This is a genomic window from Streptomyces sp. NBC_00989 (assembly GCF_045162655.1).
In the GTDB taxonomy this organism is placed as follows: domain Bacteria; phylum Actinomycetota; class Actinomycetes; order Streptomycetales; family Streptomycetaceae; genus Streptomyces.
Window position 1 is genome coordinate 9,777,041 of sequence record NZ_CP108728.1, and the last position, 24,943, is coordinate 9,801,983.

Annotated in this window: 24 protein-coding genes and 4 pseudogenes; 7 read left to right on the forward strand and 21 right to left on the reverse strand. The window is 69.8% G+C overall.

Annotated features, from left to right (window positions below; all coding sequences use genetic code 11):
• Positions 1–450: 450 nt before the first annotated feature.
• The 5 genes from OG714_RS43935 to OG714_RS43955 form a co-directional block, all read right to left on the reverse strand.
• Complete coding sequence (locus OG714_RS43935) at positions 451–774, reverse strand: GNAT family N-acetyltransferase (protein WP_406132152.1); 324 nt, start codon at positions 772–774, stop codon at positions 451–453.
• Between the two features lie 1,079 nt (positions 775–1,853).
• Positions 1,854–2,654: a hypothetical protein gene (locus tag OG714_RS43940; protein WP_406129596.1), complete on the reverse strand. Its 801-nt coding sequence runs from the start codon at positions 2,652–2,654 to the stop codon at positions 1,854–1,856.
• Complete coding sequence (locus tag OG714_RS43945; RefSeq protein ID WP_406129598.1) at positions 2,641–3,300, reverse strand: ABC transporter ATP-binding protein; 660 nt, start codon at positions 3,298–3,300, stop codon at positions 2,641–2,643. Before OG714_RS43945 ends, OG714_RS43940 begins: the two co-directional genes overlap by 14 nt.
• Positions 3,297–3,956 carry a TetR/AcrR family transcriptional regulator gene (locus tag OG714_RS43950; protein ID WP_406129600.1) on the reverse strand — a complete coding sequence of 220 codons (660 nt, stop codon included), beginning with the start codon at positions 3,954–3,956 and terminating at the stop codon, positions 3,297–3,299. The genes OG714_RS43945 and OG714_RS43950 overlap by 4 nt, the downstream gene beginning before the upstream one ends.
• A gap of 547 nt (positions 3,957–4,503) precedes the next feature.
• On the reverse strand, positions 4,504–5,010 hold the full coding sequence (locus tag OG714_RS43955) for a nitroreductase family deazaflavin-dependent oxidoreductase (RefSeq protein WP_406129602.1): 507 nt from the start codon (positions 5,008–5,010) through the stop codon (positions 4,504–4,506).
• 169 nt (positions 5,011–5,179) lie between these two features.
• On the opposite strand from OG714_RS43955, the gene OG714_RS43960 reads away from it, so the two are divergent.
• From OG714_RS43960 to OG714_RS43970, 3 genes are all read left to right on the forward strand, one after another.
• On the forward strand, positions 5,180–6,268 hold the full coding sequence (locus OG714_RS43960) for a PP2C family protein-serine/threonine phosphatase (RefSeq protein WP_406129603.1): 1,089 nt from the start codon (positions 5,180–5,182) through the stop codon (positions 6,266–6,268).
• Between the two features lie 34 nt (positions 6,269–6,302).
• Complete coding sequence (locus OG714_RS43965) at positions 6,303–6,839, forward strand: MarR family winged helix-turn-helix transcriptional regulator (protein ID WP_406129605.1); 537 nt, start codon at positions 6,303–6,305, stop codon at positions 6,837–6,839.
• A gap of 252 nt (positions 6,840–7,091) precedes the next feature.
• The gene (locus OG714_RS43970; protein WP_406129606.1) at positions 7,092–7,772 is read left to right on the forward strand and encodes a hypothetical protein; all 681 of its coding nucleotides are present in this window, start codon (positions 7,092–7,094) and stop codon (positions 7,770–7,772) included.
• Here OG714_RS43970 and OG714_RS43975 read toward each other — a convergent pair whose 3' ends face one another.
• The 8 genes and pseudogenes from OG714_RS43975 to OG714_RS44010 all read right to left on the reverse strand — a co-directional run bounded on the left by OG714_RS43975 (position 7,773) and on the right by OG714_RS44010 (position 15,431).
• On the reverse strand, positions 7,773–8,513 hold the full coding sequence (locus OG714_RS43975; protein ID WP_406129608.1) for a DUF4142 domain-containing protein: 741 nt from the start codon (positions 8,511–8,513) through the stop codon (positions 7,773–7,775).
• 116 nt (positions 8,514–8,629) lie between these two features.
• Positions 8,630–9,403 (reverse strand): DUF4142 domain-containing protein, encoded by a 774-nt coding sequence (locus OG714_RS43980; protein ID WP_406129610.1) that lies wholly within the window; start codon positions 9,401–9,403, stop codon positions 8,630–8,632.
• Between the two features lie 117 nt (positions 9,404–9,520).
• A complete protein-coding gene (locus OG714_RS43985) occupies positions 9,521–11,455 on the reverse strand; it encodes a kelch motif-containing protein (RefSeq protein ID WP_328934998.1) in 1,935 nt (644 codons plus the stop codon).
• A gap of 162 nt (positions 11,456–11,617) precedes the next feature.
• Positions 11,618–12,331, reverse strand: a complete 714-nt coding sequence (locus tag OG714_RS43990) for a DUF4396 domain-containing protein (RefSeq protein ID WP_328934999.1) — start codon at positions 12,329–12,331, stop codon at positions 11,618–11,620.
• Positions 12,328–12,573 (reverse strand): hypothetical protein, encoded by a 246-nt coding sequence (locus OG714_RS43995; RefSeq protein ID WP_328935000.1) that lies wholly within the window; start codon positions 12,571–12,573, stop codon positions 12,328–12,330. The genes OG714_RS43990 and OG714_RS43995 overlap by 4 nt, the downstream gene beginning before the upstream one ends.
• Positions 12,574–12,682: 109 nt before the next feature.
• Entirely contained in the window at positions 12,683–14,362 is a 1,680-nt protein-coding gene (locus OG714_RS44000; protein WP_328936199.1) for a chloride channel protein, read from the reverse strand.
• Between the two features lie 162 nt (positions 14,363–14,524).
• A pseudogene (locus OG714_RS44005) lies at positions 14,525–14,734 on the reverse strand (hypothetical protein); the annotation flags it as partial.
• A gap of 58 nt (positions 14,735–14,792) precedes the next feature.
• Positions 14,793–15,431, reverse strand: coding sequence for a class I SAM-dependent methyltransferase (locus OG714_RS44010; protein ID WP_328935001.1), 639 nt, complete (start codon positions 15,429–15,431; stop codon positions 14,793–14,795).
• 89 nt (positions 15,432–15,520) lie between these two features.
• Here OG714_RS44010 and OG714_RS44015 point away from each other — a divergent pair.
• Positions 15,521–16,122 (forward strand): annotated as a pseudogene (locus OG714_RS44015) (helix-turn-helix domain-containing protein).
• A gap of 51 nt (positions 16,123–16,173) precedes the next feature.
• Here OG714_RS44015 and OG714_RS44020 read toward each other — a convergent pair.
• Entirely contained in the window at positions 16,174–16,773 is a 600-nt protein-coding gene (locus OG714_RS44020; RefSeq protein ID WP_328935002.1) for a hypothetical protein, read from the reverse strand.
• 333 nt (positions 16,774–17,106) lie between these two features.
• On the opposite strand from OG714_RS44020, the pseudogene OG714_RS44025 reads away from it, so the two are divergent.
• Positions 17,107–17,226, forward strand: a pseudogene (locus OG714_RS44025) (universal stress protein); the annotation flags it as partial.
• A 41-nt stretch (positions 17,227–17,267) separates the two neighbouring features.
• On the opposite strand, the gene OG714_RS44030 reads toward OG714_RS44025, so the two are convergent.
• Positions 17,268–18,668 (reverse strand): amino acid permease, encoded by a 1,401-nt coding sequence (locus tag OG714_RS44030; protein ID WP_328935003.1) that lies wholly within the window; start codon positions 18,666–18,668, stop codon positions 17,268–17,270.
• A 227-nt stretch (positions 18,669–18,895) separates the two neighbouring features.
• On the opposite strand from OG714_RS44030, the gene OG714_RS44035 reads away from it, so the two are divergent.
• Complete coding sequence (locus tag OG714_RS44035) at positions 18,896–20,083, forward strand: FAD-dependent monooxygenase (protein ID WP_328935004.1); 1,188 nt, start codon at positions 18,896–18,898, stop codon at positions 20,081–20,083.
• Positions 20,084–20,170: 87 nt separating this feature from the next.
• The gene (locus tag OG714_RS44040; RefSeq protein WP_328935005.1) at positions 20,171–20,584 is read left to right on the forward strand and encodes a hypothetical protein; all 414 of its coding nucleotides are present in this window, start codon (positions 20,171–20,173) and stop codon (positions 20,582–20,584) included.
• A 24-nt stretch (positions 20,585–20,608) separates the two neighbouring features.
• On the opposite strand, the gene OG714_RS44045 is transcribed toward OG714_RS44040, so the two are convergent.
• From OG714_RS44045 to OG714_RS44070, 6 genes and pseudogenes are all read right to left on the reverse strand, one after another.
• Positions 20,609–21,241, reverse strand: coding sequence for a hypothetical protein (locus OG714_RS44045; RefSeq protein ID WP_406129613.1), 633 nt, complete (start codon positions 21,239–21,241; stop codon positions 20,609–20,611).
• A 70-nt stretch (positions 21,242–21,311) separates the two neighbouring features.
• Positions 21,312–22,280, reverse strand: coding sequence for a cytochrome c oxidase assembly protein (locus tag OG714_RS44050; protein ID WP_405881749.1), 969 nt, complete (start codon positions 22,278–22,280; stop codon positions 21,312–21,314).
• A 10-nt stretch (positions 22,281–22,290) separates the two neighbouring features.
• Positions 22,291–22,548 (reverse strand): annotated as a pseudogene (locus OG714_RS44055) (deferrochelatase/peroxidase EfeB); the annotation flags it as partial.
• A 262-nt stretch (positions 22,549–22,810) separates the two neighbouring features.
• On the reverse strand, positions 22,811–23,614 hold the full coding sequence (locus OG714_RS44060) for a hypothetical protein (RefSeq protein ID WP_406129614.1): 804 nt from the start codon (positions 23,612–23,614) through the stop codon (positions 22,811–22,813).
• A 107-nt stretch (positions 23,615–23,721) separates the two neighbouring features.
• Entirely contained in the window at positions 23,722–24,330 is a 609-nt protein-coding gene (locus tag OG714_RS44065) for a copper resistance protein CopC (protein WP_406129616.1), read from the reverse strand.
• Positions 24,309–24,923, reverse strand: coding sequence for a superoxide dismutase family protein (locus OG714_RS44070; protein WP_406129618.1), 615 nt, complete (start codon positions 24,921–24,923; stop codon positions 24,309–24,311). Before OG714_RS44070 ends, OG714_RS44065 begins: the two co-directional genes overlap by 22 nt.
• Positions 24,924–24,943: the final 20 nt, after the last annotated feature.

Consider the following 24,943-nt stretch of genomic DNA (forward strand, 5'->3'; position numbering starts at 1 on the left):
ACGGGCCCAACCCGTTCGTGTGTCCGTTGCACAACCGAGGCATCCTGGGCCGCGCTGGCCAGAAAGGGGTCACTCCGTGGTCGGACGCTGCAGGTGCTGAGCCAGATGGGGCAGGCCGGAGGAAGTTGACCCAGTTGTATGGCGACGCTGTGGTCGCAGGACGGGGATGATCGGCGCTGTCCTCAGCGGCGGCTTGGCACCGGCCTGGGAGTTCTGGGTGACCTGGAGGCTCGGCAGTCAGCTGGCCTTCGCTGGAACCCGGACTCGTCCTGCGGCCATCAGGGCGAAGGGCAGCACGGCGAGCACCGTCACGCGGCGGATTTCTCCTTCCCACCCCAGCCCTCCTCGGCACGTCGAGACCCGTGCAAGCGCTGTCCTTCGTTGCAAGCGTCCCTATGGGCCCCGTCGGCAGATCGGCTCAGCGGTTCGAGTGTGTCTGCCCCTGCCGGGTCACAACGAAGCGCTTCGTCTCATCATGTGGTGCCAGAGCCGACTCGGCCATCCCCTGAGATGGGAGCAGAGCGGACCGCCGGGTGGGAGGTCCGTGGTCGTCTCCTGGGTCATTGCCAAAAGGAACGCACGCCCCGGTCGGGACTGCGTGGTAGTGGTCCACCGGTAGTTCGGACAGCGAGTCAGCAAGCAGCAGAGGGCCTCGCGCCCCAGCCCCTGGCGTTGACGCGCCTCACTGACCCAGATGTCCAGGATCTGGCCCGTACGGCAGGGGGAACAGACCCGGAAGCGCAGCCGTCCGACCACCTTCTGCTCGCCGTCCATGAGGACGATCTCGAACGGCCGACCGGTGTCCTGCGGGTCGCTGGGGGCTGATCGCACCGCCAGGTTCCTCTGCACACCATCACACTAGGACCGGGTCGTACCCGACCGCTCTTGTTCGTCCGTATCCGGCCATCGCACGGCATCGCCGGGCGTGGAACCGCCACACGGGCCAGCTGCCGTGGGCGGCAGGCATCCCGCCCACTCCCACGCGAACGCATTGCCGCATCCTGGCCGTCGCGGCGGGCGGGCGGGACGACAGCCACCGCGCTGACGCCGAGCCCGACAGCGCTCGTGACGGAACTCACCAGAATCCTCCGAGGCAGGACAATACGACGCGGCACAGCTACCGCGCTCGCGCCGGATCGTAGCCGCCCGCGTGCCCCGTCGGACCAAGAGCAGGCGTCCGGCGCTGGCTGCGCGGCACTCGCGAGCCGGGGATCGCAGACGGCGTAGACGCAGGCGGCGACAACTGCTCCAGTCCCACAATCCGCTGTTCTTGCCCCACGGGGCTGAATGCACCCACTCCAGCCGCCGGGCTCCCCAGCTCCGCGCCCGCTTCTCGCTCCTGTCGCGGCGTTCCCCTCACACGCTGTTCCCCGTAATGCAGGCTCAGCTACCAGTCTCCACATTCACCCGCTGCAGTCCGCCGGACCTGTGTGAATCTCCCACGCGTTTCCGAGTTGGAGAAGGCCCGTTCATGGGACGACATGAGATAAGGCCCTGACCTGCGGGTTCGTAATTGCCCGCGAGGTCCGGCAGGGCGGGTCGGTGGAGTCGACCGGGTGACGGCCGCTGGTGATCCAGGCGGCCGGTTCGTGGATGAGGATCTGGGGCAGAGCGCGTCCGGAGTCCATGACGGCTTCGGCGTGGGCGTCTTCGGAGCCCCACGGGCGCGTCGATGGGGCGTTGGCCAATGCTGTGGTGTCCTGCTGGGTCGAGAACGCCCGCGAGGGCGAAGACCTCGATGAGAGTCATGGCTTGCCCGATCGGGCGGGCCGTCGGGGTGGTCGTACGGGAGGAGCGGGTTGGGGTTGCTCCGAGGGGAGTGCAGGGCTACTGCGGCGGGAGTACGGCGGTCCTCAGCCACCGGTGCGCGTGCGGTTGCGGGTCCTGATCCGGAAGATCACCAGTCCGACCGCTGCGAACCCGGCCGCCCAGCTCAGGCCGAGCGCGAGGTGACCCCACAGCAGGGTGTGGCCGAAGGAGCCGCCGACGGCGAACTGCATGGGCCCGAAGGAGGGGAACCATGCCAGCACGGGCTTGTTGGCGAGTGGGTTGCCCAGTGGGTTTTGCAGGAAGGTGTCCATCAGCCCGCCCATGATGATGAGGAAGAAGCCTTCCAGGTCGTGCTTGACCAGGACGCCGAGGAGCAGGCCGAGCGCGCCGTAGGTGAGTGCGATGGCGGTGAAGCCGGCCAGCACGGCGAACCAGCCGCCGGGATCCGGACGCCAGAAGGGAAGCATCGCGAGCGCGGTGTAGAGGGCGATCGCGCTGGCGACTGCGGCGATGGACAGGGACTTGGCGCCGATGAGGGTGCTCTGCCGGTAGCCGGCGAACACCAGGCGGCGGTCGAAGGTGAGGGCCTTGCGGACGGCGTCGAAGACGACGAACCCGGCGATCATCGTGACGGAGTTGAGGCCGGCTGAGATCAGGGTCAGCTGGCCGCCGTCGACGTGCAGGACCCGGCCGGTGGCGTAGAGCTTGAAGTCCAGTGGCGTGTGTCCGGCCAGGGCGTCCATCATCAGGTACCAGGCGGGGACGAAGAGGACGAGCAGCAGTGCGGCGAGCCGGTTGCGGGTCTGGTCGCGCACGCAGAAACGCAGGGCGGTGGGGAACTGGCCGTACAGCGGCCGAAGTCGGAGTGCGTCAGGCGCCGACATGGTGGTCCTCCCTCGACGTCGTGCGCGGGGTGAGTCGGCCGTCGGTGAGGTCGGCCAGCAGGTCGAAGCGCTCCTGCTCGAAGACGAGGTGGGTGATGACCACGATGGCCTTGCCACGGGCGCGCAGGTCCTCGACCAGGTCCCAGAAGCGCAGGTAGGTCTCCCAGTCGAAGCCCTGGTACGGCTCGTCGAGGAGGAGGACGTCCGGGTCGTGCAGGAGAGCCAGGGTGAGGTTGAGCTTCTGCCGTGTGCCGCCGGACAGTTCGCCGGCGGGGGACGCTCCGTACTGCTCGTAGCCGAGGAGGCGGACGAGTTCACGGCCGCGGTCCAGTTCGGGCAGGCGGTGGGCGGCGGCGAAGTAGCGCAGGTGCTGATCGACGGTGAGGCTCGCGTTCAGGACGGGCTCCTGCGGGCAGTAGCCGAGGGCGCCGGACAGCGTCACCTCGCCGCTGTCGGCGGGCAGACTGCCGGCCAGGATCTTCAGCAGGGTCGACTTTCCGGCGCCGTTCTCCCCGACGACGGCGACAAGCTGGCCGGGCGTGACGGTGAGGTCGGCGCCGCGCAGGACGGGGTGCTTGCCGTAGGACTTGCGGATGTCGCGGGCCTGAAGTGCGGGTGCTGGTACGGGGGTTGATCCTGGCGTCATGTGCGGTCTCCCTGGGGGGTGTCTCCTTGTGGTTCTGGTGGGGGCGCGTTCAGTCCGCCGGCGTAGATGCTGAGCATCTCCGGTGCCCAGCGGGCCATGCCGTCGGCTGACAGCGGGTCCGTGTCCAGGACTTCGGTGAGCCGGTCGCGCAGCAGGAACAGGGCGAGATCGTTGGCGAGGAGGAAGGCGGCGCGCACCGCCGGATCCCTTCCGGGGGCGGCCAGTCCCGCTGCCGCCAGACTGTCCAGCGCGGCCCTGCTCAGTTCGTACAGGCGCCGGAACAGCAGCTGCGCGGCGTCCGTGTCGGACAGCAGGAGTCGGCGCAGGTAGCTGGGCAGCGGTGAGTCGTCGGGAAGGTGCCGGGCGAACAGCTCGCTCAGCGAACTCGCCCCGGCCCCGGGATCGAGCAGCTCCGCCCCGCCGCCACCTGTCAGCTCACCGAGCATGGCCTCGAAGACGTCCAGGACGTACTGGTCGACCTCCTCTCGCAGGCCCTCCTTCGACCCGAAGTGGTGCATGACCAGCCCTGGCGACACGTCGGCGGCTGTGGCGATCTGCCGCATCGTCACCGCCTCCCATCCGCTCGCGGAGAACAGGCGCAGGGCCTCGTCACGGATGACTGCGCGGGTGGTCCGGTCGTCACGGATTGAACGCATGTACAGGATACTAAACGAGCGTTCAATCGCCGTCGAGGGGGAGGCGGAACTCCCTGTGTCTACGGGCGTATCACCCGGTCCGGCGCCTCGGCGGGGGCGCGCCTGCGTAGGCCGGAGTGGCCGGATGGGCGTTCGCGGTGGGTGCGCCGTCCGGCAGCACCTCATCGGACACCACATGGTGCGCGGGGTGGGCGGAACACCAACCCCTCGTCCGGTGTTCCGCCCTGGCCTGGGTCTTCAGCGGCCATGGCCCCCGTCCTGCTCGTTCCTTTTCGGCCGGGTCCATTCCGCGGGCCGCAGTGGACCGCGCGGATCGGTGGAGAGGGTGCGCAGTGCGCGCATCTCCGAGAGCCGAGTGGTGGGGGACCTGTCGGCGGTCGGTGTGTCGCCCCCACTCCGGATAGCGTGCCGATCACTCCTGGGCGCTGGGCGACCCCGACCGCCGACCCGGTCCCCGAGCGCAAGTTTTGCATAGTGCAAAATGTGTCGCCAGGGCTTTGGCGTGGTCTTGGTCTGGAGTTGAACCGGCGCGGTGTCCGGACAGGCTTTACGGCAGCCGGCTTCCTGGGCCGGCGTCCAGGCGTACGAAGGGGATGTTCCGGCCGGCCTCGCGGAATCCGGCATCGGTGCCGTCGGGCGGGAGGCCCATGAACGCGCAGAGGCGTTGTGCGGTCCGTGGGCGGCGTCGGGCGTAGCGGGCCATGACCTCGGCACCGTCGTCCGGTGTGAGGAAGCGGGCCGTGACGGCGTGATGGCGGGTGCCCACCACGATCAGGGTCTTCGGCTGTGCGCGCAGATTGCGGTACCAGGCCGCCTGCGGACCGAAGCCGGACGCGATGGTCCAGCTGCTCTCGTCCGCTGCGCACTCCACCACCTCCAGGACCACGTGGCGGTCGACTCCGGTGATGCGGCCCACATGATGGAGCAGGAGCAGCCGGCCGCCGAAGATCCACCCCAGCCCGCAGCGGAAGAGGGGTATCGGCAGGCGGGCGAGGAGCCGCCGCCAGCCGACGGGGAGTTGAGGCATTTCCGGTGGAGCCTGTCTGTGGGGCATCTTCGCCTTCCGACGTCGGACTTGTCGGCTCCCGGCCTCTATTGGGTAAAAGGCTGGGTCGTGAGCCTCTTCCTCGCAGGAACCTTTGCATAGTCTAAATCCGGGGAGGGGTGTCTGTGCCACAAGCGGTCAGACGGCTCTCATGCGCTGGAACATCTCTGGAGGACGCATGAACGGGCAGAAGCCGACGCAGGGTTCTGCTGTGCTGTCCTGGATGCCGGTGGCGGCCATGGCCGTGGTGGCCGCGGTGGACGTCGTCGCCGGTCCCGGGGTGGGGCTCCTGCCGCTGGTCTCGCTCGGACCGGCGTTCTCCGGGCTGGTCGGCGGGTGGCGGCGTACGACGCTGATCGGTGTGCTGGCTCTGCTCGTGTGCGTGGCGCTCGGGATGTACGACGGGCTCTTCGAGGAGCGGCGGGGGTTCACCGCCATGGCATCGGTGGCGGGCGTGACAGGGGTGGGTATCGCGGCGGCCGTGACACGCTCGCGCCGGGAGGCGGAGCTGGCCAGTGTGCGGTCGATCGCGGAGGTCGCCCAGAGGGTGCTGCTGCGGCCGGTGCCGCGCACTGCGGGCCCCTTACAGGCGGCGGTGTCGTACACCTCGGCGGTCGCGGAGGCGCGTATCGGCGGTGACCTGTACGAGATGGTGGCCTCGCCGCACGGGATCCGGGTGATCGTGGGGGATGTGCAGGGCAAGGGGCTGGCAGCGGTGGAGACGGCTGCCGTGGTGCTTGGCGCCTTCCGGGAGGCGGCGCACGACGAAGCCGACCTGGTCGGGTTGGGGGAGCGCCTGGAGCGCAGTGTGGCCCGGGAGCTGGAGGGCGAGAAGTTCGTCACCGCGGTTCTTGCCGAGATCGGTGCGGAGGGTGAGGTCGTCTTCCTCAACTACGGTCACCCGGCTCCCATGGTCGTACGCCAGGACGGCACGGTCGACTTCCCGCAGCCGCCTGTGTACGCCCTCCCCCTGGGACTCGGTGCCCACGGCACCGAAGGGCCGAAGCCCTACCGGGTGGACTTCGCCCCCGGCGAGCAACTGCTCTTGTATACCGACGGGGTCACCGAGGCCCGGGACGCGGGCGACTCCTTCTACCCCCTCGGCGAGAGGGCGGACCTGCTCAAGGAACCGGACACCGGCCGCGCCCTGGAGGCGCTGCGCGAGGACCTGGTGCGCCATGTCGCCGGGCCGCTGCACGACGACGCCGCGATGCTCCTGCTGCGCTACCACGGTCATGGGGAAGGAAAATCTGTTCCCATCAGGTGAGGGGGCACCACCTTCGGCAAGGTAGAAAGGACGCATGCAGGAGCGTGAGAACCCCGCGGGGACGATGGACGACGTCGATGCGGTCACCCGGGCGGTGCTGACCGCGTCCCGGCTGCTGGTGGCGGTCTCGGCCCGCTCGCTCGCCGAGGTCGAGGAAGGGGTGACCCTGCCGCAGTTCCGGATGCTGGTCGTGCTGTCCACTCGCGGTGCCACCAAGCTGGTGACTCTGGCCGACCTGCTGCAGGTGGCGCCGTCCACGGCGATGCGGATGGTGGACCGGCTGATCGCGGCAGGTCTCGCCGACCGGCAGACCAATCCCGGCAACCGTCGCGAAACGATGTTGCAGCTCACCGAGGAGGGTCGGCGCACGGTCGAGGACGTCACCGCCCGGCGCCGCTCCGAGATCGTCGCCATTGTCGAGCGGCTCTCCCCGATTCAGCGCCTGGCGCTCGTCGAGGCCCTGGGTGCCTTCAACAAGGCCGGAGGCGAGCCTCCTGCCCCCGCACTGGACGACCCTGAACCGCACCCTCTCGGCTGGGTCGTCGACGGAGTGATGGCCCACGACGCCTGACGGCTCCCGACCGCTCGTCACGATTCCCGGACGGCACTTTTCCGACCCCGGAATATTTTGCATAATGCAAGGGAATTGTGAACGTCAGCCGCGTGGTCCTGCCGCGGCAACACGCGCGACGTGCGGTCGTCCTGTCGCGGGGTGCTCCTCCGGGCGGCGGAATGAACGGCCGCCGACGGACGGGAAAGATACGGGGGTGTGAGAGGCGTGCGCCTGAGGGGTTACCACTCGTCCTCGTCCGAGCCTCACCTGATGGCGTACATGCGCACCATGGTGTGGGGCCCGGCGGAGTTCGTCGGGCGGCCACCCTGGTGGCTCGTGGCGGAGGGGCTCCTGGCCGGGGGCCTCGGTGCCGGGGCGATCGTCGGCACCGTGCTCTTCGGGGCCTGGACGGGGAAACCCTCGCTGGCCGACGGCGAGGCGGGCCTGGTGTGTACGGGGGCATTGACTGTATATCTGTCCGTCGTGGGGGCCGGACGTGCACTGATCGGCATCGTCGCGCTGCTCGGTGTGTGTCTTGCGCTCCAGGCCCCGCAAGCAGCGGCCGGGGTGGTGCTTGCCGAACGAGGGCAGCTGCAGTCCGTGGTGGTGACCTCGGTCGAAGACGGCCGCGCGGCCGAAGGCGGGCACGCCCGCTACCTGTGTTCGGTGGCGGACCGCGACGGCGTCCCCCTCAAGGTCCGCATCTGGCGTGGCTGCGGAGCGGCCACCCGGCCCGGAGACGCGCTCGCAGTCGTGTCCGACCCCGAGGGACGGGTATCCCCGCGCGGTGCGCAGACGGGGGCCGGTGTGCCGGGGCCGCTGCGTGACCTGGCTCCGTGGACCATTGCCCTCGTGGCCGCGAGCGTGATCGCCGTCGTCCGCTCCTACCGGCTCTCCGCGCCTTCCACAGCCTTGGCGTCTCCCGGGCGGGGCGTTACCACACATCGTTGATCATCCGGCCGTGGGGCTGGGGGTGGGCGAGGCGGTGTTGACGTTCAGGTCGGGGCGGGGAGTGAGGGCGACGAGGGGTGCGCCGGCCTGCGGAGGGGGCGGGGTGACCTGGTCCTTGGGGAGCTTGGGCGGGGTGCTCTGCTGGAAGTTGACCTGGTCGAAGTTGACCACGCCGGTCTTCTCCAGCACGGTGATGTGGTCCAGGACGGTGTCGTTGGCCAGGTCGGCGAGTGCGCGGACCATGGTGTTCGTGGTGGTGGCGCGGATCTTGGCGATGGTCGGGAAGATCTGGCCGTGGGTGACGCGCATGATGTTGGCGGCCGTCGTGTCGAACTGTGTGCCCGACTGGGCCGCCGAGGTCGCCACGAACTGCTGCTGCTGAGGGCTGGCCTGGTTGGGCAGGGTGATGTTCAGCTCGGGCGCGATCTTGCGGCACAGCTCGTCGAGGCCGGCGTGCCCGACGATCAGGTGCCGGCCGGCCTCCCTCATCTCCTCCGTGGAGCCCTTCTTGAGCGCCAGTTCGCCCAGGGGGTACTCCCACAGTCCGGCGGCGCGGACCTTGACGACGAAGTCGCGGTCGGCTTCGGTCAGCGGGCCGTAGCGGGTGTTGGCGATGATGCGTGAGGGGTTGCCGGAGGTGTTCTGCACGCCGAGCATCGCGGGATAGGCGAGGGCGCTGAGGGTCAGGCCCAGGGCGCCGACCACGAAGACGGTTCCTGCCATGTTGCGGGAGAGGGGCATGCGGCCTCCAGGTGTGAGCGGCTCGTATGCCAGGGGGTACGGACAGGTCGGAGGATCCGATCATTGCGCTGGGTAAATTTTGCATGCTGGGGTATGGCGTGCGTCACATAGATGGGTCATCCGGTGGTGGGGGAGGCGGACGGGGAGGGTGTCGCGGCAGGGTCCGCCGGGCCTGTGGGTACTCCGTCGGTCGGCAGTCCGGGGGGCACGGTGAGGGCGACCATGGGCGCTCCCGGTTGCGGCACCGGTGGTGTGACCTGGCTGGCGGGCAGCTTCGGCGGGGTCGTCTCCTGGAAGTTGACCTGGTCGAAGTTGACCAGTCCGGTCTTCTCCATCTGGGTGATGTGGTCCAGGACCACGTCGTTGGCCTGGTCGGCCAGCGCGCGCACGAGGGTGTTCTCGGTGGTGGAGCGGATCTTGGCGATGGTGTTGAAGATCGAGCCGTGGGTGATGCGCAGGGTGTTGGCGAAGTCGGTGTCGAACTGCTTGCCGGTGTCCGACTTGAACTTGTCCAGGAAGCCCTGCTGCTGCGGGGTGGGCTGGTTGGGGATGGTGATGTTCAGCTCGGGGGCGATCTTGCGGCAGGAGGCGTCGAGTGCGGCGTGCCCGATGACCAGGTGCCGGCCGGCCTCGCGCACGGCCGCGGTCGTGCCCTTCTTCATGGCCAGGTCTCCGGAGGGGCCCTCCCATAGTCCGGCGGAGCGGACGAAGACGACGAAGTTGCGGTCGGCTTCGGTGAGCGGACCCCACTGGGTGCTGGCGATGATGCGGGACGGATTGCTGGACGCGTTCTGCACCCCGAGCATGCTCGGGTAGGCCAGGGCAGCGAGCGTGACGCTCAGGGCTCCGCCCACGAAGACGGTTCCGAGCGTGCTGCGCGAGATGGGCATCGTGCCTCCTGGAGCGGACAGCCGGTACGCCGGCAGGTACGGGCCCGCTATGGAAAGAGAACCCTTGCTACAGGTAAAGATTGCACTATGCCATCCTGTGCCTGGCGATGGTGGCACCTAGCGGATGTGCAGCCACACGGCCTTCGACGGAGTGCCTCGGCCGTCCGTGGCGATGGTCATGTACCAGCCTGACGGCACGAGCGACGGGTCGTCGGGGATCCGGACGGTCAGCGACCTGCCGGTGCGGCGGATCAGGTCGAGGGCGACGGAGCGCTGGTCGAAGTCGGTGACGTGGGTGGCCGATCCGGGCCGCATGAGCCGGATGTGGGTGATGCGGGCGGCGTCCGTGGAGTCGAACGTGACCTCCTTGCCCCGCTCGGCCTCGGTGCTGCCGCCGTGGGTGAGGGCGGGCCGTGTGCCGTGGAAGAGGGAGGGCGGTGAGTAGACCTCGACGCGCTGTTCGAAGTGGCCGGGGCGGGTGTCGGCTTTGTCGGCGAAGAGGGGGTCGGAGCCGAAGACGGCGACGCGGCCGTCGGGCAGGAGCAGGGCCTCGGTGTGGTAGTTGCGGCCGACGGTGGGGTCGGCGGCGGGTTTGAAGGCGTTGGTGGCGGGATCGTAGAACTGGGCCGTGAGGAGGTCGCTGGCGCCCTTGCCGCGGTAGCGGCTGCTGCCGCCGGTGGTGAACACGGTGTCGTCCGGCATGATCACGCTGTTCAGGTAGCGGGTGTTCGCCGGCAGACGGGGGCCCGGAGTGAAGGCGGGGCGTGCCGCGTCCAGGTCGGCGATCGCGGTGCGGGAGGTCGCCGCGCGTGACTCGCCGACGCCTCCGCCGCCCAGGACCATGACCTTCCTGTCCTGCGCGGGCGGCAGCAGCACCGAGGACGAGGTTTCCAGGATGTCCGAGTCCGTGAGGCCCGTGACGGGGGTGAAGGTGTTCGTTCCCAGGTTCCACAGGCCGGGCTCGCGGCCTTTGTCGGCCGGCCCGTAACCGGCGTTGGAGCCGGAGTAGGAGACCCTCTCCTTGCCGGTGAGGAAGAGGGAGGGGTAGGTGGGGAAGTAGCGGGTCGGCGCCTTGGACCAGGTTCGGGTCTTCGGGTCGTAGATCTCGTTCTTGCCCGGCACGACCTGCCCGATGTCGTCGAGGCCGGAGACGGCCAGGACGCGGCCGTCGGAGAGCGTGGTCAGCGTGGGGTACCAGCGGGCCTCCGTCATGGAGCCGACCTTGGTGTATTTCTCGGTGGCCGGGTCGAACTCGTAGGCGTCCTTGATGCCTTGGAAGTCCTTCTTGTCGAGGCCGAGCTTGTTGGCGATGCCGTAGAGGTTGTTCGCGTCCGTGCCCTTCAGGCCCTGGATCTCGTACTGCTCGGTGGTGTTGGTGATGCTCAGGGGGCCTTCTTCCACCGCCTCGACGAAGACGCGGGCCTGGCTTGCGGTGACCGTGACGTTGCCGCCGCGGCCGGTGGGTGTCTTCTTCGCGGCGGGCACGCGCACGGGGAACTGGGAGCGGTACTCCACGCCCGCGGGGGAGCGGAAGACGGTGCCCTTGGGGAAGATGTGCGGATGGTCGGGGTTCTCGTTCTTGATCAGCATGGCGCCGCCCGCCCGCTTCACGTCGCCCCTGAGGACTTCGTAGCGGGCGGTGCCGCCGGCGATCAGGATCTTGCCGTCGGGGAGCTGGGTGTGGCCGCTGCAGAACAGGTCCGCCGGGGTGTCGATCTTTTTGAAGGCGTCGGTGGCCGGGTCCCACAGGGTGCTTTTGAAGGCGCCGCCGTTGAAGTGCTCGACGTTGTTGCCGGAGCCGGCGATCAGCAGCACCTTGCCGGTGCGGAGCAGGATCGCGTGGATGGAGTTGGGCTCGTAGCCGTCCGGCAACGCGGCAAGGGCCCAGTGGCCGTACTTCGCCCTGTACGCGGGCTGGTTGATCTCGTAGTGGCGGTAGGCGTGCTGGGCGAAGCCGGCCACGGCAGGCGCGTTGAGCACGGCGAGGGCGACGATGGCCGCGGTACCGAGCAGGGTCTTGCGGGTCGTGACGCGTGAGGGTCGCTTGGCCATCGGGACGTGCCTCCGTGGGGACGGGGCGGGTGTGGACGTACCGACGACTACCGCACCCGCTACGGAGGATTGTGGCGACACACTTGTTTGCACTGTGCAAAATGGCCCGATGTGAGCAATGTGCTCGCCCTTACAGGGGGTGCATCGCCCAGAGGGGTTGAGTTACATCCGCTCCTTCCAGCCGGCGCGGACCAGCCAGCCGTTGACCGGCCAGGCCGTGGAGAGGCCGACGATCATGGCGAGCTGCATCAGCAGCCAGTACGAGGCCGTGGTCTTCGCCAGTCCTGGGGTGAAGAGGATCGCCTGGTAGTCCCACATGCCCGCGAACATGCCGATCTGGAAGGCGACGATGGAGAACGTGTCGGCCTTCACCGCCGCCCACAGGCCCTGGGTAGGCCCGATGTCACGCATGGGGGCGATGGTGAAGTACTGGAACCCGATGCCCAGCAGCCAGGCGAAGGTGAAGTCCAACAGGAAGTCGGCGTACAGGGCTTTGCCCGCGATCGTCAGGCCGGTCGCCCGCACCAGCCACTCGCCGCCGACGTCGCCCAGGACGCATCCCGCGCCGCAGTGGCTGACGGCCTTGGCGGACGTGACCCACTCGGGCAGTTTCTCCGCATCAGGCTCGCCCTCCCGCTCGATCACCGGACGGGAGGTGCGCCGACCGTGACGGACGTAGAACCACAGGGCGGCCGGACCCCAGTACAGGGCCGTGACCGGGTACACCAGATGCATGATCCACATCCGCTGGCGGTATCCACGCAGTGCCATGTCGGCTGCGATCGCCACAGCGCTCGCCCCGGCCGCGGCCAGGCCGGCCCAGCCGAGCATCTCCAGCCAGACCGGAGGGTTGTGGTGGGGTTCCACGATGGTCACGTCTCGTGGAGGCGGGCGGTCGCCACGCGTCCGGGCCGCATGATGCGAATCTTGCGGCCCTCGCAGGCGGGGCAGCAGGGTGACTGCAGTGGTGACGGCACCCGCCTGCCGTCGAGGCGGTAGACGGCGCTGATCCGCGCATGCTCGTCCACGGTCACGTCGATGTCGTAGGTGTCCTCCCAGCCGTGGCCGCAGTCGAGGCACACGAACGAGTAGGAGCGCTGGACATGGTTTGTACGCATGGCCCACCTCTTGGGGAACGATCCGGGCGTCCAGCCCCCGCGTACCCAGTTTTGCATAGTGCAAAAGTGTGCGCCGGGTTCGGTCAGGGAGGGGCGGGGCGGGGCGTCCTCAGGGGGCCGGGTGCACCGCGCGCAGCGCGCTCTGGTGACTGAGCCAGCCGACCGGCTTGCCGTGCTCCGAGTCGAGGACCGGAACGCCGGTTCCCGCGGCCGACAGCAGCGCGTGCAGGGCCTGGGCCAAGGGCTGGTCGGCGGTGACGGGGGCGGGAGGCTCGGCGAGCTGTCCGACCTGGGTCGGCGCGTCTTCGGGCTGTTCGGCGAGGGCCTCGGCCACCGCCTGCGCGGTGACGACCCCTGCGTAGGCACCTGAGTCGTCGATCACCGGAAGGGCGCCGTGCCCGGACAGGCTCAGCAGGTCGGCTGCGTCCGCCAGTGCAGTGGAGGTGGCCAGGGGGGAGGGCAGCGGCTCCATCACGGCGCCGACGTGCTGGGTGCCGATCCGGGCGCCGGGTGCGGGGCCTTCGAGGTCGATGCCTCGCCGGCGCAGCTTCAGGGTGTAGATGGTGTCCCGGGTCAGCAGGCGGCTGGTGGCGGTGGCCAGGACGATCGCCAGCATCAGCGGCAGGATGATCGAGTACTCGCCGGTGAGCTCGAAGAGGATGACCACGGCGGTGATCGGTGCGCGGGCGGCGCCGGCGAACACGGCACCCATGCCGACCAGTGCGTACGCGCCCACCGCGCCGGCGGAGTGGGGCAGCAGGTGGTGGACACCGATGCCGTACGCCGAGCCCAGCATCGCCCCGATGAACAGGCTGGGGGCGAACACTCCGCCCGAGCCGCCGATCCCGATGGTCAGGCTGGTCGCCAGCATCTTCCCTACCAGCAGCAGGAGCAGGAAGCCGACGGCGTAATGGCTTTCGGTCGCCTTCTGCAGCACGGGGTAGCCGACACCGTACATCTGCGGCAGGGCCAGCAGGAGCAGGCCGAGCGCGAGGCCGCCGACGGCCGGGCGCAGCCACTCAGGGCCGCGCCAGACCCAGTCGCAGGCGTCCTCGATCAGGTACAGGAACCGCGAGAAGCCCACCCCCACCACGGCGGCGCCGACGCCGAGCGCGGCGAACAGACCGTACTGGGCGAGGTGGTCGACGTGGAAGTCGGGGAGGCTCAGGAAGGCGGCGTTGCCGAACGCGGCCCGTCCGATGACGCTCGCGGTCACGCTGGCCAGCACGGTGGCGCCGAAGGCTTCAGCGGTGAAGGTGCCCAGGATCAGCTCCATGGCGAAGAACACGCCGGCCAGCGGTGCGTTGAAGGTGGCGGCGATGCCGCCCGCCGCACCGCATGCGACCAGCAGTTTCATCCGGCCCTCGGTCACCTTCGTCACCCGGCCGAGGGTGGAGCCGAGCGCCGAACCGATCTGCACGATCGGCCCCTCGCGGCCGACCGAGCCGCCGGAGCCGATGCACAGAGCGGAGGCGAGGGTCTTGACGACGGCGACCTTGGGGCTGATCCGCCCGCCGCGCTGGGCGACGGCCAGCATCACCTCGGGCACCCCGTGCCCGCGTGCCTCCTTGGCGAACCGGTTCACCAGCGGCCCGTACAGCAGACCACCTACCACCGGCGCCAGGAGTACGAAGTACGGGCCCAGCCACGGCACGTGCGGATTGTCCGCGCCGGGGGAGGCCGCGTAGTCGGCGTGACCGGAAAGAAGGTGCGTGAAGGTCTTGATACACCAGCGGAAGACGACCGAGCCCGCTCCGGCTCCGGCGCCGACCACGACGGCCAGGGCCATCAGGCCCCAGGGGGCGTTCCGTAGTCCCGCGAGACTCGGTGCGGGGGTGAAACCACTGGTTGTGCTGCTGGACACGTGCTTCCCGTCAGTCGCTGCCGGTATGGCGCTCATCGCCTCCCCTTCCTCACCTTTGCATTATGCAAAGCGAGTCAAGGGTGTGCGTCACAGGCCGGCGTCTGCCGATCTGGGCTGAAGGGCCTCCTGCGCGGAATGACTTGCAGGATCGTTAACACGGTTGATGGGTGGCTGGCCATCGAGCGCGATGCGGCCGTGGTGATGGTTGTAGATGTAGAGGAAGCGCGCGAGGGTTTCGGTGCGTTGGGCGGTGCTGGAGTGCGGGCGCACGTAACCCCATTCGTCTCGCTCCGTTCGCCAGTGTGCGGCGGGCGTTCTTCAGCAGGACTTCGATGACGAAGAGGCGAAGGGGCGCTCACGGCAGGTGCAGTGCTCGCAGGACGGTGTCGTGGGTGTGGTGTGTGCCGACGGGTGCCTGGGCGGCACGGGGGCGGGTCTCGTTGACCAGGACGTTCCAGGTGGGGTCGAGGAGTTGGGCGATGTCGTCGGGCTGGTAGTAGTCGGCGGGGTCGAAGTCCTGGCGCAGGGTCAGGCCCGAGGGGGCGTGGGTGGCGAACAGCAGCGTGCCGCCGGGGGCGACCGCGTCCAGCAGGCCGCACAGCGTGGCGTGGTGGGGACGGTGCATGAGTGGGAAGTAGTGGAGGGAGACCAGGTCGAAGGCTCCCGCTGGGGGCGGCGTGGTGGTGAGGTCGGCCCGTGTCCACGTCACGCGGTCTTTGAGGTCAGTGGCAGCGGCGGCGGCATGGCGCAGGGCGGTCTCGGAGATGTCGACCGCGGTGACCTGCCAGCCGCGCCGGGCGAGCCAGAGCGCGTCGGCGCCTTCACCGCACCCGACGTCGAGCGCCCGGCCCGGTGGCAGGTCGATGGTCTCGGCGACGAGCACTCCGTTGGGGTTGCCGCTGAATATCTGGTCCCGGCCGCGATACATCTCGTCCCAGCGTTGGGCTGCGGCGTACTGATCGTCGCTGCTGTCGACCTGGGGATTTCCGGTCATCATGACCACCTCCGACGCCAAAGTGCGCCCACATTGGCAATCGGGCAAAGTTCTTTGCAGGAAATGCAAAACGCGGGCACGGTAAGCGCGTGAGCGATGACGTCGATGCGGTGCTGGCCGCAGTCGGGCCCCGGCTGCGTGCGTTGCGCCGTCGCCGTGGCGTCACCCTGACCGCTCTGTCGCAGACCACCGGCATTCCGATCAGTACGCTGTCCCGACTGGAGTCCGGGCACCGTAGACCGGGCCTGGAACTCCTGCTGCCCCTGGTCAGGGCCCACCAGGTGCCGGTCGACGAGCTGATCGGCGCTCCGGCCGATCTCGACCCCCGGGTGTATCCGCAGCCGTTCACCCAAAACGGCATGACCGTCGTGCCGCTGACGCGTAAACCCGGCGGACTGCAGGCGTTCAGCACATCCTGCCCGCCGGTCTGACCGACGGCCGCGAACCCGACCCCCGCTCACACGAGGGCTACCACTGGCTGTACGTCCTGCGCGGCCACCTCCGCGTCGTCCTCGGTGGCGAGGACTTCGTCCTCGCCGAGGGTGAGGTCGCCGAGTTCGACACCCACCTCCCGCACTGGTTCGGCAACGCCGACGAACACCCCGTGGAATTCCTCAGCATCCTCGGCCCTCAGGGCGAACGCGTCCACATCAAAGCCCGCTACCGCCCCGACGACCCCCACCCCCTCTGAACAACCCCGCTGGGATGTACCACCTAGGGCGGGACCACAGTTCACTGGGACTCACTGAGAACTGCGTCGCTGGAGCCGGGCCTGCATGAGGTGTTGCCGTTCGGATTCGGCGTCTGTGACGTGTTCCTTCGGGGGTGCTGGCCTGCCGGGCTGGCCGCGTAGTTGAGCGCCGTAGCGGTCGGTCTGCTTGTGGACCTGGTCGGGGCGAAGCTCATCGGGCCACACGATGAGCAGATAGTCCTCGCCGGGATCGACGACGTGGCCGTCGGGCGCCGTGTCGCGGCCTCGGGCGTGCACCCGAACGCGGTAGGAGCCCGGCCCGAACGGTGTCAGCGGGGGCAGTTCCGGCGGATCGTCCATCACGCAGGTGACACGCAAGTGGCCTGTGCGAGTTTCGACGCTGTGGTCGACGACTTCGTCCCAGGCGCCGGTATCCGCCCGTTCGGGCGGATACCGGCGCAACTGGATGCTGACGTTGACCGGGCCGCTGTTGATGCCGGTGCAGATGACGGCGTGTCCGGGTCGGGAGAAGACCAGTCCGTTCGAGGTGTCGAAACCCATCGGCACACGCACGTCGGAGTCTGTGAGTTCGAATGTGTGGTAGTCGACGTGGACCGGGCTGGAAGCCGTTGTGGGCGCTGGCTCAGTCATGCGGCCATGCTATGAGCGCGAGATGTGGAGCGGCTGGGTCAGGTGTGGATGCGTGAAGTGTTGCCCTGGCCGATGATCTACGCCATGGCCATCGGCCGCCGACCGGCACGAGTACTCACCTCGCCATTCACGCCAGACCTGCGACCTGTGACCTTACGATGCACGCCGCTCACTCACCGGACAGCTCGCCTGCGGGACAACGTTCGTGGTCAATGCACCTAGGGTGCGTGTTGGCTCGCGGGAGAGTGGGGGAACGCGCGGAGTGCGGAGGTGAGCAGTGATCGTTGTGGGACCGGCGGGTCCGAGACGAGCCGGGTGGCCCTGTGCGCGGTCGTGCCCTGTGCAGGTGCGGCGGCTGCCGGCGATCTACGGAATGCCCGGCGCGGACCCTTCGCCGGGATGTTCCTCGGATCGGTCAGCCAGCGCTGCGTGCATCACGCCACCTGCCCGGTCCTCGTCGTCAGGGCCGACAGTTCCCGGCCCTCCCGAGGGTGTCAGTTCGCTTCGGCATGCGTCTCGACGTCTTCGATGCCGCTGGGGCGCCCGGCCCGTGTCCACCGGATGTACAGTCCGGCCGCGATGAGCAGGGTGGCGGCCAGGGAGAGCATGGGCCAGCCGCGCAGCAGGTTCACTGCGAGGGTGAAGGCGACGGCCGCGGCGGCCAGGCCGTTGACCCAGGCCAGGGCCGCCTTCTGTTCCCGGGTGGCGAAGCGGGCCATGGCCATCAGCCCCACCAGGAAGCTGACGAACACGGCGACGGCGTAGAACAGGACAAGTTCCTGTTCCTGGCCCGCGGCCGCGACGATGATCAGCGCGGCCGCGGCGAGGTAGACGACGACCGACCAGTACGGGGTGTGGTGCCGGTTGGTCCGGCCGAGTACCGGGGGCAGAACACCGGGCTGTTCGGCCGTGCCCGACAGCGCCTTCAGCAGCCCGGGTCCGGCTTGGAAGGAGGAGCTGGCGGCGGCGAGCAGCAGCAGTGAGCTGGTCAGCTGGAAGGCGCCGTAGAGCCAGCCCGGTCCGGCGGCGGCGTGCGCGATGTCGGCGATCTGGGTGGAGTCGGCGCCGGGAATGCCGATGTGCAGTTGGACGGCGAGCGCGGTCAGGGCCAGGGTCAGGCCGCCGACGATCACGACCAGCAGGGCGAGGGTGCCGCGGCCGAAGCGGCGGCGGTGGGTGTCGTCGAGCTGGCCGAGCTGGGCGATGGCGGTCGACGGTGCCTCGATGCCGGTGGCCAGGGCCATCGCGACTGGGAAGGCCAGGACCACCGCGAGTACCGCCGAGTGGCCCGGGTCTGTGGCAGTAGCGGCGTGACCGGTTGCGTGGGGAGAGACGAAGCCCAGGATCAGCACGGCTACGGAGATGACGACGAAGGCGACGGTCATGACGGCGAACAGCAGGCGTCCGCCGTGCCCGAACCAGGTCAGGCCGGCCACCACGACCAGCAGGACCAGGGCCAGCGGGATGCGCCACGCGGCCAGGCCCGGGAACAGGGCGATCACCGCGCTGGTCGCCGCCGAGATCGAGATACCGATGGTCAGCACGAAGTCGACGACGAGTGCGCCGATGGGCAGGAAGGTCCAGCGCGCGCCGAACGCCCGCCCGGCCGCGGCTGCCGCGCCTCCGCCCTTGGGGAAGCGCCGCACCAACTGCCAGTAGTTCGCGGTGACGACCACCACGAGTCCGATGACCAGGCTCATCGTCGGCAGCAGCAGCGCGAGGTCGCCGTGCAGGGCGCGCAGCGCGGCCTCGATGGCGTACGCGACCGAGGAGACCGGATCCGCGATCACCGCGAAGGCGAACGCGAAGAAGAGAACAGACCGGCGCGGGCCACGGCCGCGCACGGCGAAGGACGGGGCTGCCGCGACGGCGGCAGCCGGCTTTGACGAGGTCACGCGAAGACCTTCCTGGGATGGTTCGTTCAGGACACACTTCGCCGACCCGTCTTCCCGGCACACCGCTCATGAAGATACGTCAGGAGACCATCAGTGAGGCGTTAGGGAAGTATCAAGATTCCCCGCCTCCGGGTGGCCCGGACAGGACCTTCTTGCCCTGAGCTTTGCATAATGCAAAAGTGGTGGAAGGGATGTACGCCCGGGGAGTGGAGAGGCGAAACACACCGATGAGAGCAGTGATCTGCGGAGCCGGTATCGCCGGGCTGTCGCTGGCCGGCCGCCTGCACAACGTGCTCGGCTGGGAGGTCGTGGTCCTGGAGAAGGCTCCGCAGCCCCGCACCGAGGGATACATGATCGACTTCTTCGGGCCGGGCTACGACGCGGCCGAGGCTATGGGTGTGCTGCCCTGGCTCGAGGAGCTGGCCTATCCGGTCTCCGAGGCGGCCTTCCTCGACAACGACGGCCAGTGTCGCGCGCGGCTCGATTACGGCCGGTTCGCCCGCTCCCTGAACGGGCGCCTGCTCAGCATCATGCGGCCGGACCTGGAACTCGCCCTGCGGGAACGGCTGTCCTTCGCCGTCAGCCTGCGCTTCGGCGTCGGCCCGGCGCGCATCGACCCGAGTCCCTACGGCGTCCACGTCACCCTCACCGACGGCACTTCCCTCGACGCCGACCTCCTCGTCGGGGCCGACGGACTGCACTCCACCGTGCGGGCCATGGTCTTCGGCGAGGAGCAGCGGTGCGTGCGCTATCTCGGCTACCACACCGCCGCGTTCACCTTCGACGACCCCCACGTCCACGCGGAACTCGGCGACCGGTTCTGCCTCACCGACACCGCAGGGCGGCAGATGGGCCTGTACGCGCTCAGGGACGGCACTGTCGCCGCCTTCGCCGTCCACCGCAGTGCCGATCCCCGCCGTCCAGAGGACGCGCGGGCCGCCCTCTACCGCGAGTACGGCTCCCTCGGCTGGCTCGTACCCCGCGCCCTGGCCGGGTGCCCGCCCTCCTCGCGGGTCTACTACGACCAGGTCGCTCAGACGGATCTGCCCCGGTGGAGCCGCGGGCGGGTGGTGCTGCTGGGTGATGCCTGCCAGGCCGTGTCCCTGCTTGGCGGGCAGGGCGCCTCCCCGGCGGTTGCGGGGGCCTATGTCCTGGCCGACCAGCTCGCCGGTACGCGTCGCATCGAGGACGCGCTGCACGGCTACGAACGCCTGTGGCGCCCGGTCATCAGGGACAGGCAGCGCGCCGCCCGGAGAACGGCCGGCTGGTTCGTCCCCGGCTCGGAGCGGCGGCTGCGCGTCCGCCGAGCCGCCCTGCGCTTCGCCGGCCTGCCGGGCGTGAGCCGCCTCGCCGGCACCTCGCTGGCCGGGAAGCAGCGGCCCGCGCTGCGGCAACTCGCCGCAGTGCCCGTCTAGTTGGACCGGGGCGGTACCGCTCAGAGTGCCGTGATCTCTCGGACAGAGGAACCACTCGCCGGCACTTCGCACACTTGGGAGACCCGCATGTCACCACGTTCCCGGCCCGGTCCCGGTGCCCTGACCGCTCGGCTGCGCGAAGCCCTGGACACCGCCGACTGCCGGTCGCTGGCCGACGTCCTGCACCCTTACGTGTGCTGGACCCCGTCCGACTCAGGCGGGAGGGGCTGTCACACCCGCTCCCACGTCCTCAGCCGGTGCGCCCGCCTGCACGCTCTCGGGCTGTGGGCCCAGACAGAGGAGACCTTCACCTACCCGGCGGCTGTGGTCCTCGGCCTGCGGATCCACGGCACCGTGCCTCCGGCCGATCCGCAGACCGTCGTGTACCACGTGTTCGACATCTCCGACGGACTCGTCACCCGCATCACCGGCTATACCGACCGATCGCAGGCCCTCGACGCGGCCTTCCCCGGCGCCACGGCGGCGGGCCCGGGGCACTGACCCGCCCGGGAAGCGGCGGTCAGGTCAGGACGAAGCCACACGTACCTGGAGGCGGACCAGCCCGGCCACTGCGAACTGGAGGGACACCGGCAGCGTGTGTCCGGCGGTGATGCCGCGGACGGGATGCAGTTCCACGCGCGGCCTCTTGCCGTGGAAGGCGACAGTGGTGCCGGACAGCAGCAGGATGCCCGCGGTGGACAGCGACCCGTTGCCCTCGGCGGACCGCCTGCCCACCAGGACACCCCGTCCCTCGTCCGGAGTCGCGACCATACCGAGGTGCTCGGGCACCGCACCGCCGTTGCGCACCGACATCGAGAGCGTGCCGTCGCCGGAACGGTCGAGGTGCACGACGGCACTCGTGATCGTCAAGTCGATGTCGGCGGTGTGCACGCTGAGCCGGCCAAGGGCCGAGGTGACGCCTGGCGTTGCGGCACGGGACGTGCCGCTCCCGGGGCTGCTGGGGTGGCCGGCGCTGCCGCAGCCCGCGGCCAGAACGATGAGCGCCGCGGAGAGGGCGGCTGCCAGAGCGGTGCGGTGGCGCGTGGCCGGTCCCTTGATCCTTGCGTTGCGCCAAGGCCGGTTGCGGTTCTGCTGTCGGCCGCGCGCACGGGACAGACGGTGCACGGGGTGGAGCCTGCTGAGTTCGCATGTGTTCACGTGAGTTGTTCCTCCAGGGTGAGTCAACGAGTCGGTCGGGGTGCGGCACGGGCGCGAGGACCGCCGGGTCTCAGGCGGGGTGGTCGCGGGCGGCGAGGCGGGCGAGGTAGGCGTTGTAGGCGGCGAGTTCGGCGTCGTGGTCCCGGTCGGCCTGGCGGTCGGTGCGGGCGGCGGTGCGGCGATCGCTGCCAGCCCACTGGACGAGCACGGCCATCAGCACGAGCAGGGTGGGGATTTCGCTGAAGGCCCAGGCGATGCCGCCGCCGGTGTTCTGGTCGGCCAGGGGGCTGAGGTGCCAGGCGGCCGGAGGGTGTGCGAAGAACGCGGCGACCAGGGTGGTCGACATCATCACGGCGATGCCGAAGAAGGCGTGGAAGGGCATGCCGATGAACAGTTCCAGCATCCGCAACAGGTGTGAGGGGCGCCGGGGTGACGGGTCGACGCCGAGGATGGGCCAGAAGAACAGCAGACCGGTCATCAGGAAGTGGGCCAGCATCCACTCGTGGCTGAGCCAGCTGCCCATCAGGAGATCGAACAGAGGCGTGAAGTACAGGCCGTAGAGGCTGGCGATGAACAGGGGCAGGGTGAACAGCGGCGAGGAGAACACCCGCGCCGCGCGGCTGTGCAGGAACAGGGTGAGCAGTTCCCGGGGGCCGGTGCGGCCACGTGCGGCGGTGGGCAGGGCCCGCAGAGCGAGCGTGACCGGCGCTCCGAGCAGCAGCAGGATCGGGGAGAGCATGGACAGCACCATGTGCTGCACCATGTGGACACTGAACATCTCCATGCCGTAGCCGCCCACGCCGGTGCAGGTGACCGCCCCGGCCGTGAGCACGCCCGCGGTCCACCACAGGGTGCGGGCGAGCGGCCAGCCGTCGCCGCGCCGCCGCAGCCGCCATACACCCAGACCGTAGGCGGCCAGTGCGAGGAGACAGGCGAGGGGCTCCACCGGCAGCGGCTGGGGATGCCAGGCCAGCAGCCGTCCCAGGGTCGGTGGAGCGGTCGGCATCCACATCGGACCGGTCATGTTCATGTGCTGCATTCCTGTCATGTCATCCCTCCAGCAGGCTCTGGCCGACGTACTCGCCCGGTGCGGCGCCGCCCGGCACGGCGAAGACGGCACTGGTCTCGTGGCGGATGAAACGGGTGAGGTGGTCGGCGCCGTCGAGTTCCGTCTGGACCTTGATGAAGGCGGCTGGGTCGGCCTGCCAGACGATGAACAGCAGCCCCGCGTCCGGCTGTCCGTCTGCGCCGTAGCCGTCGTGGTAGGAGAAGCCGCGGCGGAGCATTGCCGCTCCAGGCGACGCGGCGCGCGGAAAAGACGTGCATGAGGGGCCCCTGCGTGTGAAGCGGCGGGCATACGGCGCTCTCCGGACAGGGCAGAGCGGCGTACACACGGGTGGGAGAGGCGAGACGCCCTCGCCGTGCCGACGCTTTGCGAGCAGCCGGACGGCATACGTACGGGGTGGAGTCCGAGGCCGTCACCGACAGCCGGACTGTCCGCCGTGGGGGATCTCACCCGATGGCACCGGGACGGCCTCGCCCGCCCCGCCTGTTGGACGCGAGGGAGGTTCAGGCCGCCGGGACCACCGTGGGCGGACCACGCCGGACGACGCACGCCGACAGGAGCGAGGAAAGCAACCGGCGGATGTCGGCCCGCACGGCGGATGCGGCGAGCGCGCGCCGTATCCGCCTCAGCAGCGCGGCGAGCGGAACCAGGACCGAAGGGGCGGTGACGAGCAGGACGCACAGCGTCCACAGCAGGACGCGGCAGGCCATCTGCCACGCTGTCACCGCCGGGAGCCGGACGGTCTGCCACACGGCGATCTCACTGCGGCGCAGCACCCACCCCGTCACGACGACCGCGGCCACGTGCGCGGCGAGCATCGGAGGTGTGAGCATCGAGCCCAGCGTCATCGCGTGCCCGCTGTGACCGGTCATCCCCGCCATGGCCGGCACACCGTGTGCGGCGCGGGCCGGATCGATCCGTGCCTGCCGCAGGATCCGTGCCGCCCGCTCCGGCGTGAGCTGTACCGCTCCGGCGCCGCACAGCAACCGTTGGGCCAGAGCCACCACCTGAGCGGACCGGTCGGCGGGAGCCGGCGCCATGGAACCCTGGCCCAGGGAGAAGAGCAGGTGAAGACCGGTCTCACCGGCGAGCAGGCTGAGCGCGATGCCGGGCAGCGAGCGTTCCCGACCGGCCAGCGGGCCCACCACGCACACCACGCCGACCCAGCCGGCGGCCAGGGACCACATCGGGATCGCGGCGCCGGAGACCAGCGCGTGCCCGCTCGCGGACAGCGCCACGCACACCGCCGAGAACACCGCGGCCCTCAGCAGTCTCAGATCGGTGGCAGCCCGTACCGGGACGTTCATGGCGCACGCCACTATTCCAGCCGCCCGCGCGGCGGCGAACGCCGGGGGTGTTCTGTGTCGGCGGGCGGTGGCCCGGCGCGGCTGTCCGCCGCGCCGGGCCCGGTGGTTCACCCGGTGGCTCGTCTCCTTCCTGTCGGACGTGTCCCGCGCGTCCTGCGTACGGCGACGAGGCCCCCGCCCACGACCGTGACGGCGACCGCCATCAGGACGACGAGCGCGGTGGTGCGACCGAGCCCGAGGATCGTGTCGTCCGGGTCCGGGTCCGTGCTCGTCGCTGTGACCGGCGCGGCCAGGGTCAGGCCCTTGCAGGCGGTGGGAGTGGTCGCCGCCCGGGCGCTGTCGGTGACCTGGTACTGGAACGCGTTCGTCTGGGTGTCGCCGTCGGTGGCGGTGACGGTGTAGGTGAGGGTGTTCACCCCCGTCTGCAGGGGGCTGACGGCGGCGCAGGTGACGGAGCCGTCGGCCACCACGGGCGGCCCGACCGGCACCACGGTGCCGGTCGGGCCGATCAGGCTGACCTTCGGGGTGGTGCCCGGCTGCAGCTGGGCGAAGGTCAGCTCGACGACGCTGGTGCCGGTGCCGACCGTGGAGCCGGGTGCCGGTGTCGCGTCCTTCAGCGCGGTGTGGGCGTAGGCGGGCGTGCCGCCGGACAGCAGCAGCACGCCCAGACACCCCAGCAGGGCGGCCGGCGCCCTCAGAAGTCGAAGTCCGCGCATGCGATCCGGTTGTCCATCGCTTCCATGGGGTGGACGACGAGGGCGACCGCGCCCTTGCCGGTCTTCTTCGCGTTGTTCACCGTCGTCATGCCCATACCGGACTTGTCGGCGGTGAAGGTAAGCCACACCTCGTTCGGCGGCTTGGCGGGCCCACTCTTGGTGAACTGGAAGTGCTCGCCTCCGTCGGCGGCGGAGCAGTGCTGGGCGTGGAGATGGGCCATGTAGTGGTGGCCGGGCTTCAGGCCGGTCAGGGACACCGTCACCGTGGTGCCCTTGGAGCCCTGGGCCAGCCAGGCGGTGCCCTTGACGTCGTCCATGCCGGGCGGACGGGTGTCCAGCAGCTTGAACGCGCCCTTCACCACGGAGGCTCCGGACACCTTGTAGGCGGGGGTGGCCTTCGGGTCCCCGTACGACATGTTCATGTCGGACATGCTCTGGGAGGGGGACATCGAGGACGAGGCGGCGGCCTTCTGCGACGTGCTGCCCGAGGAGTCGCCTCCGCAGCCGGAGAGCAGGGCGGCCGTCGAGGCCACGGTGACGCAGCAGGTGACGAGACGGGCGAAGACGCGGCCCGTGTGTGGGTACGTGGACATGGAACTCCTGATCGATGGCG

What these genes read in the sequence shown, in the direction of transcription:
- OG714_RS43935 (WP_406132152.1), bottom strand. Translation starts at nt 774, where the DNA reads ATGGACGGCGAGCAGAAGGTGGTCGGACGGCTGCGCTTCCGGGTCTGT.
- OG714_RS43940 (WP_406129596.1), bottom strand. Translation starts at nt 2,654, where the DNA reads ATGTCGGCGCCTGACGCACTCCGACTTCGGCCGCTGTACGGCCAGTTC.
- OG714_RS43945 (WP_406129598.1), bottom strand. Translation starts at nt 3,300, where the DNA reads ATGACGCCAGGATCAACCCCCGTACCAGCACCCGCACTTCAGGCCCGC.
- OG714_RS43950 (WP_406129600.1), bottom strand. Translation starts at nt 3,956, where the DNA reads ATGCGTTCAATCCGTGACGACCGGACCACCCGCGCAGTCATCCGTGAC.
- OG714_RS43955 (WP_406129602.1), bottom strand. Translation starts at nt 5,010, where the DNA reads ATGCCCCACAGACAGGCTCCACCGGAAATGCCTCAACTCCCCGTCGGC.
- OG714_RS43960 (WP_406129603.1), top strand. Translation starts at nt 5,180, where the DNA reads ATGAACGGGCAGAAGCCGACGCAGGGTTCTGCTGTGCTGTCCTGGATG.
- OG714_RS43965 (WP_406129605.1), top strand. Translation starts at nt 6,303, where the DNA reads ATGCAGGAGCGTGAGAACCCCGCGGGGACGATGGACGACGTCGATGCG.
- OG714_RS43970 (WP_406129606.1), top strand. Translation starts at nt 7,092, where the DNA reads ATGGCGTACATGCGCACCATGGTGTGGGGCCCGGCGGAGTTCGTCGGG.
- OG714_RS43975 (WP_406129608.1), bottom strand. Translation starts at nt 8,513, where the DNA reads ATGCCCCTCTCCCGCAACATGGCAGGAACCGTCTTCGTGGTCGGCGCC.
- OG714_RS43980 (WP_406129610.1), bottom strand. Translation starts at nt 9,403, where the DNA reads ATGCCCATCTCGCGCAGCACGCTCGGAACCGTCTTCGTGGGCGGAGCC.
- OG714_RS43985 (WP_328934998.1), bottom strand. Translation starts at nt 11,455, where the DNA reads ATGGCCAAGCGACCCTCACGCGTCACGACCCGCAAGACCCTGCTCGGT.
- OG714_RS43995 (WP_328935000.1), bottom strand. Translation starts at nt 12,573, where the DNA reads ATGCGTACAAACCATGTCCAGCGCTCCTACTCGTTCGTGTGCCTCGAC.
- OG714_RS44000 (WP_328936199.1), bottom strand. Translation starts at nt 14,362, where the DNA reads ATGGCCCTGGCCGTCGTGGTCGGCGCCGGAGCCGGAGCGGGCTCGGTC.
- OG714_RS44010 (WP_328935001.1), bottom strand. Translation starts at nt 15,431, where the DNA reads ATGACCGGAAATCCCCAGGTCGACAGCAGCGACGATCAGTACGCCGCA.
- OG714_RS44020 (WP_328935002.1), bottom strand. Translation starts at nt 16,773, where the DNA reads ATGACTGAGCCAGCGCCCACAACGGCTTCCAGCCCGGTCCACGTCGAC.
- OG714_RS44035 (WP_328935004.1), top strand. Translation starts at nt 18,896, where the DNA reads ATGAGAGCAGTGATCTGCGGAGCCGGTATCGCCGGGCTGTCGCTGGCC.
- OG714_RS44040 (WP_328935005.1), top strand. Translation starts at nt 20,171, where the DNA reads ATGTCACCACGTTCCCGGCCCGGTCCCGGTGCCCTGACCGCTCGGCTG.
- OG714_RS44050 (WP_405881749.1), bottom strand. Translation starts at nt 22,280, where the DNA reads ATGCAGCACATGAACATGACCGGTCCGATGTGGATGCCGACCGCTCCA.
- OG714_RS44060 (WP_406129614.1), bottom strand. Translation starts at nt 23,614, where the DNA reads ATGAACGTCCCGGTACGGGCTGCCACCGATCTGAGACTGCTGAGGGCC.
- OG714_RS44065 (WP_406129616.1), bottom strand. Translation starts at nt 24,330, where the DNA reads ATGCGCGGACTTCGACTTCTGAGGGCGCCGGCCGCCCTGCTGGGGTGT.
- OG714_RS44070 (WP_406129618.1), bottom strand. Translation starts at nt 24,923, where the DNA reads ATGTCCACGTACCCACACACGGGCCGCGTCTTCGCCCGTCTCGTCACC.